The 18,227-nt window shown below is 69.0% G+C and carries 8 protein-coding genes; 4 read left to right on the forward strand and 4 right to left on the reverse strand.

Translation table 11 applies throughout. The features are described 5' to 3' along the window. Positions 1 to 254 precede the first annotated feature (254 nt). Complete coding sequence (gene mdtD / locus ABE571_RS16750) at positions 255 to 1,658, forward strand: multidrug transporter subunit MdtD (RefSeq protein ID WP_313210960.1); 1,404 nt, start codon at positions 255 to 257, stop codon at positions 1,656 to 1,658. Positions 1,659 to 1,696: 38 nt separating this feature from the next. Here mdtD and ABE571_RS16755 read toward each other — a convergent pair whose 3' ends face one another. The 4 genes from ABE571_RS16755 to ABE571_RS16770 all read right to left on the reverse strand — a co-directional run bounded on the left by ABE571_RS16755 (position 1,697) and on the right by ABE571_RS16770 (position 16,036). Next, entirely contained in the window at positions 1,697 to 5,227 is a 3,531-nt protein-coding gene (locus ABE571_RS16755; RefSeq protein ID WP_346463290.1) for an ATP-binding protein, read from the reverse strand. Positions 5,228 to 5,280: 53 nt separating this feature from the next. After that, positions 5,281 to 8,790, reverse strand: a complete 3,510-nt coding sequence (locus ABE571_RS16760) for a response regulator (protein WP_346494216.1) — start codon at positions 8,788 to 8,790, stop codon at positions 5,281 to 5,283. After that, entirely contained in the window at positions 8,787 to 12,293 is a 3,507-nt protein-coding gene (locus ABE571_RS16765) for an ATP-binding protein (protein WP_346494218.1), read from the reverse strand. The genes ABE571_RS16760 and ABE571_RS16765 overlap by 4 nt, the downstream gene beginning before the upstream one ends. Positions 12,294 to 12,487: 194 nt before the next feature. Continuing rightward, complete coding sequence (locus ABE571_RS16770; RefSeq protein WP_346494220.1) at positions 12,488 to 16,036, reverse strand: ATP-binding protein; 3,549 nt, start codon at positions 16,034 to 16,036, stop codon at positions 12,488 to 12,490. Positions 16,037 to 16,231: 195 nt separating this feature from the next. Here ABE571_RS16770 and ABE571_RS16775 point away from each other — a divergent pair, with 195 nt between their 5' ends. The 3 genes from ABE571_RS16775 to ABE571_RS16785 are packed head-to-tail and all read left to right on the forward strand — an operon-like array spanning position 16,232 to position 18,083. Beyond that, the gene (locus tag ABE571_RS16775) at positions 16,232 to 16,945 is read left to right on the forward strand and encodes a YceI family protein (RefSeq protein ID WP_346494222.1); all 714 of its coding nucleotides are present in this window, start codon (positions 16,232 to 16,234) and stop codon (positions 16,943 to 16,945) included. Next, positions 16,942 to 17,514, forward strand: coding sequence for a cytochrome b (locus tag ABE571_RS16780; RefSeq protein ID WP_313219756.1), 573 nt, complete (start codon positions 16,942 to 16,944; stop codon positions 17,512 to 17,514). Before ABE571_RS16775 ends, ABE571_RS16780 begins: the two co-directional genes overlap by 4 nt. A gap of 2 nt (positions 17,515 to 17,516) precedes the next feature. Continuing rightward, complete coding sequence (locus tag ABE571_RS16785) at positions 17,517 to 18,083, forward strand: YceI family protein (RefSeq protein WP_019186059.1); 567 nt, start codon at positions 17,517 to 17,519, stop codon at positions 18,081 to 18,083. Positions 18,084 to 18,227: the final 144 nt, after the last annotated feature.

Consider the following 18,227-nt stretch of genomic DNA (forward strand, 5'->3'; position numbering starts at 1 on the left):
ATGTCCGCTCTTCCCCCGACAGCCAGACAACGGTCATGGGTGTGGCACGGGTGGGTTGGCGGGACCATGAGCGCCATGGATGGCGCGACATGAGCCTCCATGGACGGATTTACGGCGTGTCCCGCCAACCCACCCGTGCCGCACCCTCTCCGCGACACCGACCGAGCCGATGCTTCGGCTTCGGCTTCGGCTCTTGACCACACCCTGATCCCACATCGGCGATCATATCGCCCTCGTTGACGAAGGCCCGCACCATGACGACCAGCAGCTACGCCTCGATCCGGCCCCTGTTGTGGCTCGTATCGCTGGCCATCTTCATGCAGATGCTGGACTCCACCATCGTCAACACCGCATTGCCTGCCATGGCCCGCAGCCTCGGCGAAAGCCCGCTGCAGATGCAGTCGGTCGTCTTCAGCTACGCCCTGGCCGTCGCCACCTTCATCCCTGCCTCCGGCTGGATCGCCGACCGCTTCGGCACACGACGCACCTTCCTTGTCGCGATCATCCTGTTCACCCTCGGCTCGCTCGCCTGCGCGCTCGCCCAGACCCTGCACCAGCTCGTCGGCGCCCGCGTCCTGCAGGGCATCGGTGGTGCCATGCTGTTGCCGGTCGGCCGCCTGGCCGTCATGCGCTCGGTGTCCCGCGAAGAATTCCTTCGCGCCATGAGTTTCATCGCCATCCCCGCCCTGATCGGCCCGCTGATCGGCCCCACCCTGGGTGGCTGGCTCGTCGAAGTCGCCTCCTGGCACTGGGTGTTCCTGATCAACCTGCCGATCGGCATCATCGGCTACGTCGCGGCGATGAAGATCATGCCGGACCACTACGCCGAACACCGCACACGCTTCGACATCGCCGGCTACCTCATGCTGGCCTTCGGCATGGTCGTACTGTCCCTCGCGCTGGACGGCATCTCCGGCATGGCCACCCCGCATGCACTGGTCATGCTCATGACCGTCGCCGGCCTGGCCGCCCTCGTCGGTTACTGGCTGCACGCCGCCAACTCCACGGCGCCGCTGTTCTCGCTCGCGCTGTTCCACGTGCCCAGCTACCGCATCGGCATCCTCGGCAACCTGTTCTCACGTATCGGCAGCAGCGCCATGCCGCTGCTGATTCCACTGCTGTTGCAGGTCGGCATGGGCATGAGCCCGATGAATGCCGGCCTGTTGATGATCCCGGTCGCCGCGGCAGGCATGGTCTCCAAGCGGTACGCGGTCAAGCTCGTCGAGCGCTTCGGCTATCGCCGCGTGCTCATGGTCAATACCGTGCTGGTCGGCCTGGCGATGGCCAGTTTCATCTTCATGACGCCCGGCCAGCCGCTGTGGATCCGCATCATCCAGCTGGCCCTGTTCGGTGCCGTCAATTCACTTCAGTTCACCGTGATGAACACCGTGACCCTGCGCGATCTGGACCGCGACTTCGCCAGTGCCGGCAACAGTCTTCTTTCGATGGTGATGATGCTCGCAACCGGCTTTGGTGCCGCCGCTGCCGGCAGCCTGCTCGCCGCGTTCAATCATCTCGATGCTTCGCATGGCGCGACGGCTGCGCTGCACGCCACCTTCGTCTGCGTCGGCGCCATCACCCTGACCTCCACACTGATCTTCTGGCAACTGCCGGACACGCGGCCCTCGCCACGCGACGTTGAGGAAGTCGCCGAGTAACGGCGGGCACGCACCGTCAGCGGACCACCGGTCCGCTGCTACCGGGTGGCGTGCAATACGCGCGCGATCGCCTCCACCAGCAGATCGCCGGTGACCGGCTTGCGCAGGAAGGCATCGAAGCCTGCGTCGCGGGCCTGCTGCTCGATCGATGGATCGGTGCGCGCCGTGACCGCGATCAGCGGCATCTCGAACCCTTGGCTGCGCAGGTGCTCAGCCAAGGCGATGCCGCCCAGTCCTGGCAGATCCAGATCCATCAACACCACCTCGAACGGTGCCTCGCTGACCTCGCGCAGCGCCGCCAATGCGTGCTCGGCATGGACCACCTGGTGGCCACGCGCCGATAGCAGGCCACTGACCACTTCGGCCACGGTCAGATCGTCCTCCACCAGCAGGATGCGCAGCGGCGGCAATACCCACTGCTCGCCCTCGGCCGCGCCCGGCGCGCCGGTCGTTCCCTGCTCCAGGGGCAACGGCAGGGTCACCGTGAAACGCGTTCCCACGCCGAGCTGGCTCTGCACGCCGATCTGCCCCTGCATCGCCAGTGCCAGCTCGCGGCAGATCGCCAGACCCAGCCCGCTGCCCCCGTACTGCGCGGCGGTGCGGGCGCCATCGGCCTGCTCGAAGCGGCGGAACAGTCGCTCCTGTTGATCGGTGCTGATGCCCGGCCCGGTATCGGATACCTCGATGTGCAACCCGCGGCCGGCCGTGATCGCGCGCAACGTCAACCGTACTTCGCCGTGGCTGGTGAACTTGACCGCGTTGCCCAGCAGGTTCAGCAGGATCTGGCGCACGCGCAGCTCGTCACCGACCGTGCGGGTGCCGGCCGGCAAGGTGTTGTCGACCACGAACCGCAGCCCCTTCTGCCCGGCCAGCGCGGCCATCAACGCGCAGACGTCGTCGATCGGTCGCTGCAGCTGGAACGGCTGCGCCTGCAGTTCCAGGCGCCCCGACTCGATCCGGGCCAGGTCCAGCGCGTCGTTGACCAGATGCAGCAGGTGCTCGCCTGCGTGGCGGATCGACTCGGTGTAGCCGCGCTGTTGGGGGTTCAATGGCGAGGACAAGAGCAGCTCGCTCATGCCCAGCACCCCGGTCATCGGCGTGCGCACCTCATGGCCCAGGTTCGCCAGGAAACGGGTCTTGGCCATCGAAGCCTGCTCGGCCAGCTCCTGCTTCTGCAGTGCCAACTGGTACGCATGCCGGCGCTGCAGCCGGCGCCGGTACAACCAGGCGAACAGACTGAGCAGCAGCAACACGGCCGAGGTCAGCAGCAACAGGCCCGACAGGCTGCGCCACCACGGCGGCAACACCCGGAACTCCAGCACCTGCACCCGCGACCAGATGTGGTCGGCCGAACGGGCCTGGATTTCCAGCCGGTAGCGGCCCGGCGGCAGGCGCGAGAACAGGCGTTCGCCACCGGGCCCCACTTCCACCCAATCCGGGTCGTAGCCGGCCAGCCGGTAACGGTAGTTGTTCGAGGTGGAATCGGCGAAGGACAGCAGCCGCGCGACGATCCGCAGATCGCGGTCGCCGTCGGCGATGTCCAGCGGAACCGCATGGGTCAGGTCCAGGACACGCTCGCCACGACGCACCTCGACCCGCTCGATCACCAGGGGCGCGCGTCGCGTCGCCGGCTTGACCTGTGCCGGGTCGAATACCACCACCCCGGCAGGCGTGCCACCCACGATCCGACCACTCGGGGTCAGCGTCAGCGTGCGGCGGCGAAATTCCTGGCTGGGCAGGCCATCATGTACGCCGTATTGGCGCACGCTGCCCGCCTCCGGATCGACACGCACCAGGCCGCGAGCATTTGCTGCCCAGACCACGCCCTGCCGGTCCACCACCAGGCCGGTGGCGGTGATCGCGGGGTAGCCGGCACTGCTGCCGATCACCTCCTGCAGGGTCAACCGATCGCCCTGCCAGCCGTAGTGCGAGAGCTTGCCTTCCTCGGAAAGCCAGACACTGTCATCGCCGGCCAGCGCCATCGCATGCACGCTCGCCGCGGGGCCACCCGGCAGCGGCTCGAAACGCGAGCGCGCCGCGACCCACTGCAGCAGCCCCCGCCCGGTGGCCACCCACAGGCGGTCCTGGGGACCGCACCGGATATCGAGCGCGTTCTGGCCAGCGCTCAATCCGGCGTGGCCGAGCGCGACGCGATGCAGGACGCGTCCATCGAGATCGCGCTGCTGAAGCCCGTTGGCCGAGGCCGTCCACAGGCGCTGCCCGTCGCACAACGCCAATGATTCGATCGCGCCCTCCATCGTGGCGTCCACCGCCGCGTCGCGCCCCCAGCGCCGCATCCGCTTCTGCCGGGGGTCATAGCGCAGCAGCGCGTCCCAGGATCCGATCCAGACCTGGCCGCGCGGATCCTCCAGCACCGACTGCAGCCATTGCGTGCCGTCCACCCAGGTCCGGTGCTGTTCGATCTTCCCGCTGACCGGGTCGAACTTGTCCAGGGCACCATGCGTACCCACCGTCCACACGCCGCCGTCGGCGGCTGCGCCCATGCCCAGCACATACGCATTGCGCAGCGAGGCCGGGTCATCTTCCAGGCGCGACAGCACCGAGAACTGCCACCATCGCGGCAGCAGATGCCACAGGCCGCCGTTGGTGCTGGCCAGCCAGATGCCGCCCTCGCGATCTTCGTAAGCGCCGGTCCAGTTCGGCCGCACCTGCCCGCGCGCGATCGCGCTGTACAGTGGCACCTGCTGGAACTGACCGTCCATCGCACGGCCCAGGCCCGAGCGGGTGTCCAGCCAATACCCGCCCTGCTCGTCGCGCAACATCATGCCCAGGATCTGATCGCCATCGGCAACGGCCCAGGGAGCCGGTTCGAAGCGGCCATCCGGGCGGCGCACCGCCACCCCGACATTGCTGCTGATCCACAGGCTGCCATCGGGCTCGGCGGTGAGTCCATTGATGACGCGCGCCGACAACTGGGCACTGGGCACCGGTTCGAAATCGTGTCCGGTCCAGCGCGCCAGGCCGGCTTTGGATCCGATCCACAAGGTGCCATCCAGGGTGGTGGCCAGATTGCCGACCGATGCCGCCGGCAGGCTGCGCGGGTTGCCCGGCTCGGGCATGAAGCGGGTCAGCGTGCCATCACGCTCCAGCCGGTGCAGGCCGCCCTGGTAAGTGCCGAACCAGATCGCACCGTCCGGGGTGGACGCCACGCTCCAGATCGTGTTGCTGCCGATTTCCGGATGGCTGTCGCGATCGTAGAAGCGGATCTCGCGGCGATCGGCCGACATCATCGCCAGGCCGGCGTTCTCCGTGCCGATCCACAGCTGATTGCGCGCATCCACGTGCACGCTCCAGACGTGGTTGTCGCGCAGGCCGTCCTCGGCACGCCAGATGCGGTAGTTGCGGCCGTCGTAACGGGCCAGGCCATCATTGGTGGCAATCCACAGATAGCCGTAGCGATCCTCGGCCATGCGATTGACGGTGTTGGATGGCAGGCCATCGAACACGGTGAGCTGCCGCGGCGTCGGCGGTACCGGCTGGGCCGACGCAAGCGCCGGCCAGAGCACACACAGGCCGATCAGCAACGGCCACAGCACACGCAACACCAATGGCTCTCCCGGGTCTGTCCCTCGATTCACTGCCGTCGCCCGGAACGGGCCTGTCACCCCCGACCACCCCGGTCGTCGGGCAACGCCCCGCATAGTAAACCGTTCCCTGCGCCGGCACGATCCACGCGCGGCAAGGCGAGCCGTTGTATCGCCGTGTGCAGCACATCGCCCTGCAGCGGCTTGTGCACTACACCGTCCGCCCCTGCGGCGATGACCTGCATCTCCAGGTCCGGCTCCCGTCGCGCCGTGAGCACCAGTACCGGCAGGCGTTGGCCCTGCTGACGCAGCAGGCGCAGCAATGACAGCCCGTCCATGCCCGGCAGGTCCAGGTCCAACAGCATCAGCTGTGTGCCGGGGCGGGCCAGCGCGGTCAGTGCCGCCAGCGCGTGCGCGGCATGGACGACGGTGTGACCGCGCAGCCGCAGCAGTGCGCCGACCACCTCGGCCACCAGGGGATCATCTTCCACCAGCATGACCTGCAGGGCATCGAGCGCGTCGCCCTGCGGTACCGCCGCGTGGGGCTCGATCGGCTGGCAGCCTTCCAGCGGGACACTCAGCGTGGCCTGCCAGCGGTGATCAGGCAGCCGCACCACGCTCACGTGCCCGTGCATCGCGCCGATCAGTACATCGACATCGGCCAGCGCCTCGCGCACCTGCAACGTCGCTGGAGACGGACAGGCCCCCGGTTCGGCGAGCACATCCATCAGCAGGCCACTGCGGCCTGGCCGCCAGCCGATGCGCAGGGTCAACCGCACTGCCCCGATCTGCTCTGCCAACCCGCACGCGAGCAGTGCCACGGCTTGCCGCAACCGGTCCGGGTCGCCCACGACGCTGGCGCCGGGCTGCACTGGCGGGGCCAACGCGAGGCGGCAGCCCCCCGCCTCCAGACCACCGGCCACGGCGGCGTGTACCTCGTCCCACCACGGCCCGATGGCAAAGCCCCGCGGATGCAGCGTCACCTTGCCGGCCTGCAGCCTGGCCATCTCCAACGCCTCGTCCACCACCTGCAGCAATGCACGCCCGCCCTGCTGGATATGCAGCACTTGTTCGTGCGCGCCGGCTGGTAGCGGCGTGGTCAACAGCAGTTCGCTCATGCCAAGCACACCGGTGAGTGGTGTCCGGACTTCATGCCCAAGCGTGGCCATGTAGCGCGCCTTGGCCTGCGCGGACTGCTCGGCCCGTGCCTGGCGACGCGTGGCGGCCCGCCAGGCGAGCGCGCGCTGCCGCCGCTGCCTCAGCGCCCACACCAGCACCGTGCCCGCACTGGCGGCGAGCAGCCACAGCAACACCCACGCCCCGGGATGCGCCCACCCGTTGTAGGCCACATGCAGGTGCACCTGCTGCAGGGCCGACCATTGCCCATCCACGTCACGTGCCTGGAATTCCAGTACATGCTCACCGGCCGGCAGACGGGGGAAGCCGCGCGTGCCGCGTCGCCCGGCGCGGACCCATTCGGGGTCTTCGCCCCGCAGCCGGAATCGATACCCCGTCACCCCATCGGGTCGGCCGCTCAGCAGGCGCGCCGACAACTGGATGTCGCGATCATCGGCGTTGAGCTGCAGCGGATCGGTGGAAGGCAGCTCGACCCAGCGCCGCTGTCGGCGCACCTTCACCTGGTCGATCACCAGCGAGGCCGGCGTCGTGGCGTCGACCATGCCCGCCGGATGCAATACGAGCACGTCGCCTTTGGCCTCCATGGCGAGCAGATGCGCTCCGGCAGCAACCAGTCCGTTATCGAACACCATCATCGGCAGGCCATCATCGGCGGTGTACAGCCGCGCACTGCCGCGATCCGGGGCAAGACGCACCACCCCGCGCGCCGTAGTGGCCCATAGCGCACCATCCTGGGCGTCGGTCAATCCGCGTGGCAATGCGGCTGGTATTCCCTGCCCCGCGTCAACCCGCCGGCTGTGAGGCGGGCGGCCAGGCGCATGCTGGTAGGCCGACCATCCTTCCGCATCGGCCGCCCAGAGCCACCCATCGGTGCCCAGATGCAGCGCGCCGATCTCCCGCCGCCCGCTGCCCGGCACCGGGAGAAAACGGCTGGCGGCCACGTGCCACTGTTTGAGACCCTCGCCATCCCCCAGCCATACCTCTCCGCCGGGGCTGCACTGGAGCGCGAACCCCGCTACGCCCGGACGCAGGCCCGCCGCCTCGTAGGCAGCACTGGCCAGGACTCTGCCATCGCCCGAACGCTGCTCCACGCGGCCATTGCCGGCGAGCCACACCCGATCGCCACAGGCCAGCAATGCGGCCTGCGTCGACGTCCCCGACGACACACCGGCCGACCCCACCTGCCAGCGCTGCCGACGCCGGCGCGACGGATCGAACCGGGTCAGCCACGGCGCCGCGAAGACCCACACCACGCCCTGCGGATCTTCAACCACCACGTGGCGATCGGCACGGGCTGGATCCTGTGCATAGGACCACCGCGTGTGGGAGAAGCCCTGCTCCGGCGAGAGACGGGCGAGTGTGCCGCCGCGTGCCCACCATGCGTGGCCATCTGCCGTCGGGGCCAGGCTGCCTGCCGCAGCGGAGATGGGTCCCGCCGGTGCGGCAAAACGCTCCAGGTGCCGCCACTGGGCGCCGAGTCGCCACACGCCCTGGCGACTTCCCGACAACCAGACCCGCCCCTGCCGATCCTCGAACACCCGCCCGATGCGCGACACATCGCGCCCGTGCGGCCGGGGCAGTTGGAGTGCGTGGTGGTTCCGGCCGTGCTGATCCTGCCACCACACCTGGTCGCCATCGCCGAACCAGTCCCCGCCGCGCCACGCCGCCCCGAGCCAACGGGCCGGTGTGCGGTGCCCGGCAACGGGTTGCAAGGACGGCAGCTGCCGCACCCGCGACCCCTCGGCCGTGCTGGAATGCAACCGCCCCTGCGAATCCAGGCCGAGCGCGGTCACCGGCCGCGTGGAAGCCCCCAGCATCGCAGGCGTCTGGAACCGATCGTGCTGCCATCTCGCCAGCCCGGCGGCACTGCCGATCCACAGGCCGCCGTGCGGATCGGACACGAGCCACTCCACCCGTGCCGACGGCAAACCACCACCGCCAGCGGCCGGCAGGTGCTGACGCAGGAGGTGATCGCGGTCGAGCCGGAACAGACCGGCATCGCGGGTACCAAACCAGACGCTGCCATCGTCCATGGGCTGGATCGCCAGAATCGGGCTGGCCGCCACGGTGGGTGCCGGCGGCCCCGCCCACCGGGCGAACTGTTGGCGGTCCGACGAAAGACGCTGCAGATAACCGTTGCCGGTGCCGATCCATAGCTGGTCACGGCCATCGAGGGCCAGGCTGCGCACCACGTTGTCGGCCAGACCGTGTTCCATCCGCCAGATCCGGAACCCGCTGCCGTCATAGCGCGCCAGGCCGTCGCCGGTCGCGAACCAGAGATAGCCCTTGCGGTCCTCCACGATCTGATGCACCACGTTGGACGGCAATCCGTCGACTGTCGTCATCCGTATGCCATGGCTGGACAGCGCCAGCACCGGAAACGCCTGCAGCAGCCAGAACAGCAGCCCCCACCGTCCGCACCGGCGCCATGGGTGCGGCAGGCCGCTCATGCGCTGCGCCGGCATCTGGCCAGCCCATCGCCCAACGCCGCCCGGCTCACCGGCAGGCGCAGGAACAGCTCGAAGCCGGCCGCGATCGCCTCGCGCTGCGCAACGGCATCCGCGCGCGCAGACAGCGCAACCCGTGGCACCCCCGGCCACCTCCGCGACAGGCGTGCCCCCACGCGTTCGCCATCGATCCAAAGGGCTGGATCGACCACGATGACGTCCCAACCCGCGCCGTCCGCGGCGGTGGGCGGCAATGCATCCGCGCCAGAAAAGTGCACGGGCAGATGGCCCAGAGAGGCCAGCATGGCCAGCAGCACTTCGGCAACGACCGCTGACGGACAGACCACCAGCACCCGCAGTGCGCCGGCCGCAGCCGGTCCCGGCGGCGCACACGATGCCACGATGGCGGTGGGGAGCTCACCGCGCGGCAATGGCAGCGCCACCTGGAAACAGGTGCCCTGGCCGGGAACGCTGGTCACGGTGATATCGCCGCCCATGGCCACCGCCAGATCGCGTGAGATCGACAATCCCAGCCCACTGCCGCCGTAACGGGCCGCGGTCCGCGCGCCATCGGCCTGTTCGAAACGCTGGAACAGGCGCTGGCACTGCGCCGGCGTCATGCCCGGCCCGGTATCGCACACCCGCAGCACGACCCCTTGGCCATCGCTTACGCCGTGCGCCTCCAGCCGTACCGTTCCCCGTGCGGTGAACTTCAGCGCGTTGCCGAGCAGGTTGAGCAGGATCTGGCGCAGGCGACGCGCATCGCCGATGACACACGCCGAGGCCGGCAGCGTGCTGTGCCACTCCAGCGCAAGCGCCTTGCCCTGCGCCACCGGCAGCAGCAGCGCGTGCAGCGCTTCGATCATCTGCTGCAGCACGAACGGTGCAGGCTGCAACTGCAGTTCCCCCGATTCGATGCTTGCCATGTCCAGCGCGTCATCCATCAGCCGCAGCAGGTGTTCGCCGGCGTAGTGCAGGCTGCTGACCCGGCTGCGCTGGGGTGGCGGAAGCGGTAAGCGCAGCAGCAGTTCGCTCCATCCCAGCACCGCGGTCATCGGCACCCGGATGCGGGTCCCCAGCATGGTCAGGAAGCGGGTGCGCTGCACGGATGCGCGCTCGGCATGCCCCTGCCGGGCGCGCAGCCAGCGCCAGCGCCGCTGTCGACCGCGGCGTACGTGCAAGCGCCATCCCCAGAGCCACACCGCGCCCAGCCCGGCGGCCGTGGCTGCCCACCGGGCCGGCGGCGCCTGCCACCATGCCGGGGCCACCTGCAATGTCACCCGGCGCACCGGCGACCACCGGCCGTTTGCCTGCCGGGCCTGCACCTCCAGCGTCTGCAGCCCCACCGGCAGACGCTCGAACACGCGCAGGCCGGTGGCATCACTTTCCTGCCACTGGGCCTCGTGATCCTGCAGCCGGAACCGATACTGCATGTGCGACGGCGCACCGCCACTGAGCAGCCGCGCGGCAACGCGCACGTGCCGATCAGCGCCGGTGAGCGGCACCGGGCCGGCGCCGACCGGCAGCGTGATCTGCGCCTTGCCACGGCGAGCGGTGATCGCATGGATGACCAGGCCCGGCGCGCGTTCAGGGCCCGCGACACCGGCCGGATCGATCAGCAACAGCCCGCCTTCGCTGACCGCTGCGGCGAGCCGACCCTCGGCGGCGCGCACCAGACCGTGCGGCAGCACGCCCTGGGCCGGCAGCCCCTCATCGCCGCCGAACTGACGTACGCCGCCGCCATGCGGGTCAACCCGGATCAGGCCACGTGCATCGCCTGCCCATGCAATGCCCGCTGCGTCGACCACCAGTGCGCGTGCCAGCAGACGCGGGTACCCGTGCGTGGGGCCGAAGCTGTGGGTCTTGCGCAGCTGCTGGCCATCCCAGCGGTAGCGGCGCAGTACCCCGAGGCTGCTGATCCAGTAGTGGCCATCCTCGCCGCGGGCGATCGCCCCGGCTTCACCGCGCGGCGCTCCCTCGACGGCGGCGAAACGTCCCTGTGCCGGCAGCCAGCGTTTGATGCCGCTGCGGTCGGTTGCCCACAACAGGCCATTGTCATCGCACAGCAACTGGGGGCCGTGGCTCGGTGGCACCAACCCGAGGGTGTGCGGCGCGGCGGACAACTGCAGCACACCGTCGGCATCGCGTCGCTGGATACGGTCGGCACGGCCGAGCCACAACGATCCGTCGCCGCAGGCCTGCAGATCGACCCTCCCCGCATCGCCGTCCACGCCCAACAACCAGTGACGGCGCCCACCGCTGCCCGGCAGGTAGCGCGACAACGTGTTGCCACTGGCCACCCATACCTGACCGCGACGGTCTTCGGCGATCGCCACGGTGCCCGCACGCAGGTGATCGGGGCGGTAGTCGAGACCCAGGTCACTACGCCCGCTCACCGTGTCCACGCGCTGCAGGCGCCCGTGGTCGCTGGCGATCCACACCCGCCTGCCATCGGCGGGCGCCAGGGCCAGCACGTGGTCGCCATCGAGTCCGGGCCAACCGTCACGGGCGGCCGCCAGCAGCGTGAACTGGCGCCACCGCGCCGGCAGGTGCCACAGGCCCTCGCCGCGGCCGAGCCACCACAGACCGCCGACCCGGTCCTCCATCGCCTGGCTGACCACGGCAGTGCTCATCACGGCCCCGGAGTATCCACGCAGCGGCACCGGCTGCGACGTCTGCCCGCGCGCGTGAAGTCGCAGTCCGCTTGCGCCGGCGCTCCAGAGGTCGCCCGCGGTACTGCGCAGCACCGGCATCTCCGTGTCCTCCGGCATCCGATGCACCGCGCCGTCGCGCCACCGGTGGACGCCCCGCGATGTGCGCACCCACACCCCGCCGTCCGGATCGGGCCAGAGCACGTGCACGTCAACGTGCTGGTCATCGTGCAGCGGTACCTGGATGAAACGATGTTCCTCACGCCGCAGTGCCCCCGCCGGCGTCCCGATCCAGAGCCGTCCCTGGTGGTCGGTGATCAGGGCAGTCACCCGGCGCACGGGGCCACCGTGCAGCTGCAACGGCACGCGTTGCCAACGGCCGTCAGGCTGCCGTGCGAACAGGCCATCGTCGAGGGTACCCACCCACACCACACCGTCGGGGGTGCTGGCGATCTGCTCGACGCCGATGCGGGGCAGGACCACCGCGCCATTGCCCGGCATGCTCTGGATCACGCGGCGATCAGCAGACAGCGTCAGCAGGCCCTGCGAGGCGGTCGCCAGCCAGAGCTGGTTCTGCGCATCGAGATGCAGCGCGCGCACGTCCACATCCGGCAGCCCCTGCTCCCTTCGCCACGCGCTGAAACGATGACCATCAAAGCGCAGCAGTCCATCGTCGCTGGCGAACCACAGATAGCCGTCGTGGTCTTCCACGACCGCACGCAGCGCCGCAGTCGGCAGCGCGTCTGCAGGGCCCAGCGGCCGGGGCCAGGGCGCCGTGACGGGATCGCCGGCCAGAACAGGGACCGGCAGCCAGAGCACGAGAGCCAGCATCACCGCAGCCCAGCGATTGCCCATCGGTGCGGATCGGCCTCCCCCCACGCGTACCCCGACCTTGCTCTCCGGCATGAACAGCACGGTATGTCGAAGCCACGCGAAGAGGGCTGGCAGGATCTGGACCCGGTCACAGTCCGATCAATGAAATTTCAGATCAAAAAAGAAACTTCGAGGAATGGCATTGATCGCACCGATGCGCACAGCGCCTCGGCTGATCAGTGTCGCGGCGACTTCCCGGCGCGGGCCAGCACGATCGCATCGATCAGCATGTCACCGGTCACCGGCTTGCGCAGGAAACCGTTGAATCCGGCCGCCCGCACCTGCTGCTCGGCGTAGGCATCCGAGCGTGCGGTCACCGCGATCAAAGGAAGCTCATAGCCCATTGCGCGCAGCTGTCCGGCAATGGCAATACCATCCAGCGCCGGCAGATCCAGATCGAGCAACCCGACATCGAAGCTCCCCGCAGCGACTTCGGACAATGCCGCCAAGCCGTGCAGCACATGCACCACGTCATGCCCACGGGTGCGCAGCAGCCCGGCGATCACATCGGCCACGGTGGCATCGTCCTCCACCAGCAGGATGCGCAGGGGCGGCAGCTGCGTGCGCGTCTCCAGGCCGGTTTCACCCGACGCCGCAGCCGACTGCACGGTCCACGGCAGCGGCAGTTCAACGGAGAAGCGGGCGCCATCGCCCAGCCGGCTGTCGATCCGGATGTGGCCGCCCATCGCCACCGCCAGTTCCTGGCAGATCGCCAGGCCCAGGCCGCTGCCGCCATAACGCGATGCGGTGCGAGGGCCATCGGCCTGTTCGAAGCGGTGGAACAACCGCTCCTGCTGGTCCTGGTTGATGCCCGGCCCCGTATCGGAGACCTCGAAGATGATCGCGCGCCCGCCGTCGAGCAGCTCGACGCCAAGGCCCACATGGCCATGCTCGGTGAACTTGATCGCGTTGCCGAGCAGGTTCATCAGGATCTGGCGCACGCGCATCTCGTCGCCACTGACCTGCACCGGACCGGGCAGGTTGAAGCTGCGCTCGAAGGCCAGGCCGCGATGATGGGCCATCGGTTCCATCAAGGCCTCGACCTGGTCCAGCAACGACATCAGATCGAACGGCCGCAGATCCAGTTCCAGTCGCCCAGCCTCGATGCGGGCCAGATCCAGCGCGTCGTTGACCAGCCGCAGCAGGTGTTTGCCGGCATGCTGGATCGAGCCGGCGTAGCCGCGCTGCACGTCATCCAGCGAGGTGGACAGCAGCAGTTCGCTCATGCCCAGCACACCGGTCATCGGCGTGCGCACTTCATGCCCCAGCGTGGCCAAGAACCGGCTCTTGGCCTGTGACGCCTGCTCGGCCAACTGTTGTTTGTGCACCGTCAGCTGCCATTGCTGGCGACGGCGCAGGCGCGCACGTGCCACGTACGCCAGCGCGGCGATCCCGATCAGGCCCAGCAGCGCATAGCCCACGATCGCCCAGCCACTGCGCCACCATGGCGGACGCACCTCCAGATCCAGCGTGCTGGGCGGCGTCCACGCGCCCTGCGAAGTCGCGGCCTGCACCTCGATGCGATAGTGCCCGGCGGGCAGGCGCGAGAGCAGGCGTTCGCCGTCGGCCGCCTGCATCACCCAGTTCTGGTCATAGCCGGACACCCGGTAGCGATAGCGGTTGCCGTGCGGGTTGGCGAATGAAAGCAGACGCGCGGACACGATCAGATCGCGGTCCTGCGGCCCCAGCACGATCGGTGCCTGCGTCGGCAGCATCTGCTGCCCTTCGGCATCGTCGCGGCGGACCTGCACGCTGTCGATCACCAGCTGCGATGGCGGCAACAGCATGTCCGCCGCATCCGGATCGAAGCCGACCAACCCGGTCGCGGTCACTGCCAGGACACGACCGTCGCGTGCCTGCACCGGCGGGCGGTTGCTGAACTCCACATCCGGCAGCCCATCGCGTTCGCCATACAAGCGCAGCCGACGCTCGGCGCCCTGCCAGCAGATCAACCCACGCGGGGTGGTTGCCCAGACCTGCCCGTGCCTGCCCAGCGCCAGCCCGCCCATCGACACAGCAGGCAGGCCCTGGGCAGCGCCGACACGTTCGCGCAGGCTCATGCTCAGGCCATCCCAGCGATAGCGCTCCAGCGCGCCCTGGCGTGCCAGCCACAGTTCATCCGGGCCGGTCCAGGCCGCATCGTAGATGCTGCCGCGGGAAACGCCCGGCACCTGCTCGAAGCGGCCATTGCGCCACCGCATCAAGCCCATGCTGTCGCCCATCACCCACAGCTGCCCACGCGGATCGAACACCATCTGTTCAACCGGGTTCTCGGTCAGCCCACGGTGCTGGTCATTGCGGATGGTGTCCAGCACGTTGCCCTGGGCATCCCGACGCTGGATGCCGAAGTTCATGATCGACAGCCACAGGTCGCCATTCGGCGCCTGACGGATCAGATCGATGCGTTGGCGCACGTCCGCCCCGCCACCGATCTTCCACTCGCGCAGCGTGCGCGTGGCGGGTTGATAGAGGCTCAATCGACCGGCGCGTCCGATCCACACCGCACCATCTTCGCGCGGCAGCAGCGACCACGCCGCGCCCACGCCGATCTGTTTGTCGTCAGCGATCTGGCGCAGCTGGCCCTGCGCATCCAGCGTATAGAGACCGTGCGCACCGGAGATGTAATACGTATCGCCCAGCGCTGCCGCGCCGAGCAGATAGGCGCTGTCCAATGGCTTGCCGTCGAGCTGGTACCAGCTGGAGAAGCGCTTCCAGTCTGGCGGCAGATACGCCAGCCCCTGGGTCAACATCGCCACCCACAGTCCACCTTCGTGGTCCTGCAGCATGTCCAGCACGCCGCTGCGCGCGGTCAGGAAGCCACTGCCGGCGTCGCCGGCGAGCAGCCGCACCGCACTCGCATCGCCGCGGTACAGGCCATCAGCCGTGCCCAGCCAATAGCCGCCATTGCGGTCATGGATGACCGTGGCCGCACGCACATCGGCACTGAGCGTCCAGGGTGCGGGCCGGACCTGATCATCGGCACCGATCTGGAACAGCCCACCTTCGGTGCCCGCCCAGACCGTGCCATCAGGCTCACGGGTGAGGCGGAACACGCTTTTTCCACCGAGCAGGGCCGGCGCGATCCGGGTGAAGCGATCGCCATCCCAACGGGCAACGCCATTGGAAGTGCCTACCCAGACACGCCCTTGCGGATCGGCCAACAGACTGTAGATGGTGTTGTCGGGAAGGCTGCGCGGATCGTCCGGCGCGGCTTGGTACCTGACCAGCGTGCCGTCCTCGCTGCGGCGGCAGATGCCGTGCTGGTTGGTGCCGATCCACAGCGATTGGGCGGCATAGGCCAGCGACCAGAACTGGCCCTCGCACGCGGCATTGAGCTCGGGGAACCGCGCGAACGCGCTGCGGTCGGGGCCGAGCATGCTCAGGCCAACCCCATTGCTGCCCACCCAGACCCGGTCCTGTGGATCGATGAGCAGGGTTTCCACTTCGTTGCCGGGCAGCGAGCCGGGCGCGTCCGGATCATGCCGCCACACCCGCAGGCCAACGCCGTCCACGCGGGCCAGGCCATCGTCGGTACCGGCCCAGATATAGCCCTGGCGATCCTGGGCCAGCGCCAGCACCATGCGCGACGGCATGCCCTCGGCCGCGCCCAGACGGCGCAAGCGTGGCGTTTCTGCCGATGTCCCTGCGGCTTCCAACACTGGCGGCACTGCGCACAACCACAGCCCCAACAGCACGATGCCTGCACCCCAGCGGCGCGTGCTCATCGATCCGGTCTCCCTGTTGGTGCGGATTGTCACACAGCGATCAGGACGGTGTCCGCATTCTGAGTCGGCTGCCGTGGATGGAACGGGCTGTTTCCGCCCTGGGCGAGCGAGACAGCACAGGCGGGCGGCGCTGTTGTCCGCCGCACCACGATCTGTTGCAGCCATGACGCTGCATCCGATGACGTGGCTGTGCGTATGATCGCCCCAGACCCTGATGGAGGCTGCGCCGTGCTCAAGCGCCTGAAACTTTCCCTGCTGCTGGCCGCCACCCCGCTGCTCGCCACTGCCGCCCCCGACAGCTACCGCATCGATCCGGTGCATACCCGCGTGCTGTTCGCGGTGGAGCATGCCGGCTTCTCCCATGCGCTGGGCACCGTGTCCGGCAGCGAAGGCGTGCTGGTATTCGACCCGGACGACTGGCGCACGGCACGCCTGGAGGTCAGCGTACCGATCCAGCGGCTGGACCTGGGCGATGACAAATGGAACACCGCCACGCTGGCGCGCAACCTGCTCGACGGTGAGCGCTTCCCCCAGGCGCGGTTCGTCTCCACGCATGTCGAGCCCATCGATCCGACCCACGCCAACGTTACCGGCCAGCTCACCGTACGGGGGGTGACCCGCGAGGTCACGCTGGCCGTCACCCTCAATGCGCTCAAGCGCCATCCACTGCCGCCGTTCCGCCGTACCGCCGGCTTCTCGGCCACCGCCACGCTCAGCCGCAGTGCCTTCGGCGTGGATGGCTGGGCCTCGATGATCGGCGATGAGGTGCAGCTGCGGATCGAGGCCGAAGCCGTGCGTGATCGCAACGCCGGCGATCCTGCCGATGCCGCGCCCACCGATGCGCCGGGAACTCCGGCCGCGCCAATCGACTCAGATACCCCACAGCCGGTCCAGGAGACCACGCCATGACCGCCAAGAACACGCCGACCCGCTGGGGCGGTGTCAGCCAGACCCTGCACTGGCTGATCGCCGTGCTGATCCTCGCCCTCGGCATCGTCGGGCTGACCATGGGCGAACTGCCCAAGACCCCGAAGTACTTCTGGGTCTACACCATGCACAAATCGATCGGCATCACCGTGCTGGCGCTGGTCGTGACCCGCCTGCTGTGGCGCCTGTACGCCGGCGCACCCCATCCGGTCCCAGGCACGCCGACCTGGCAGGAGCGCATCGCCTCGGCCACGCATTGGCTGCTGTACGTGCTGATGTTCGGCATTCCGCTGTCGGGCTGGCTGTACGACTCGGCCAGCGGCCTGCGCCCGTTCCGCTGGTTCGGCCTGGTCGACGTGCCGAAGCTGAGCCCACCGGACGAACGCGTCACCCAGATCTCGCACGCCATCCATGAGTGGGGCTTCTGGCTGCTGATCGCCGTGGTCCTGGCCCATGCCGGTGCCGCGCTTTATCACCATTTTTACCAACGCGATGCCACGCTTGCGCGCATGCTCCCGCAGCGCTGGCTTGCCTCCCCCCAGAAGGATTGACCATGAACATCAAGCTCACCTCCCCCGCCGCGGTCGCCGCCGCCCTGGCCGGCCTGCTGGCCACCGCCCCGGTCCTGGCCGCCGATTACGTGCAGGCGCCTGGCTCGGTACTGGCCTTCGCCACCAAGTACGACGGCGAAGTGTTCACCGGCACCTTCCCGGGCTTCGATACCCGGATCAGCTTCGATCCGGCCAAGCTGGACGATGCCAAGCTGGAAGTGACCATTCCGCTGGCCAGCGCCAAGAGCGGCAACAGCGACCGCGATTCGACCCTGCAGGGCGCGGACTTCTTCAACGTGGGCAAGTTCGCCCAGGCCAAGTACAGCGCCACCAAGTTCCGCTCGCTGGGCAACAACCAGTACGCCGCCGACGGCACGCTGGAACTGCGCGGCGTGAGCAAGCCGGTCACCCTGACCTTCACCTGGACCCCGGGCGCGCAGCCCGTGCTGGCCGGCAAGGCCACGGTCAAGCGCCTGGACTTCGGCGTGGGCGGCGGCGACTGGGCCGATACCAAGACCATTCCGAACGAGACCGCGATCAGCACGAAGGTCGTGCTCAAAGCAAAGTAACCCGACCGGACGGGTGCCGGCCGGCTCGCCCAAACCGGGTAGAGCCGACCGTTGGTCGGCCTCCAGAGCAACGACGCCCGCGGTAGAGGCGCCCGGGGGGGGGGGGGGCCGGCATGTAGAAAACCGCGCGGACCGGCCCCCCCA

Source organism: Stenotrophomonas sp. TWI273, assembly GCF_039674765.1.
Classification (GTDB): Bacteria; Pseudomonadota; Gammaproteobacteria; order Xanthomonadales; family Xanthomonadaceae; genus Stenotrophomonas.

What these genes read in the sequence shown, in the direction of transcription:
- mdtD (WP_313210960.1), top strand. Translation starts at nt 255, where the DNA reads ATGACGACCAGCAGCTACGCCTCGATCCGGCCCCTGTTGTGGCTCGTA.
- ABE571_RS16760 (WP_346494216.1), bottom strand. Translation starts at nt 8,790, where the DNA reads ATGAGCGGCCTGCCGCACCCATGGCGCCGGTGCGGACGGTGGGGGCTG.
- ABE571_RS16765 (WP_346494218.1), bottom strand. Translation starts at nt 12,293, where the DNA reads ATGGGCAATCGCTGGGCTGCGGTGATGCTGGCTCTCGTGCTCTGGCTG.
- ABE571_RS16770 (WP_346494220.1), bottom strand. Translation starts at nt 16,036, where the DNA reads ATGAGCACGCGCCGCTGGGGTGCAGGCATCGTGCTGTTGGGGCTGTGG.
- ABE571_RS16775 (WP_346494222.1), top strand. Translation starts at nt 16,232, where the DNA reads ATGATCGCCCCAGACCCTGATGGAGGCTGCGCCGTGCTCAAGCGCCTG.
- ABE571_RS16780 (WP_313219756.1), top strand. Translation starts at nt 16,942, where the DNA reads ATGACCGCCAAGAACACGCCGACCCGCTGGGGCGGTGTCAGCCAGACC.
- ABE571_RS16785 (WP_019186059.1), top strand. Translation starts at nt 17,517, where the DNA reads ATGAACATCAAGCTCACCTCCCCCGCCGCGGTCGCCGCCGCCCTGGCC.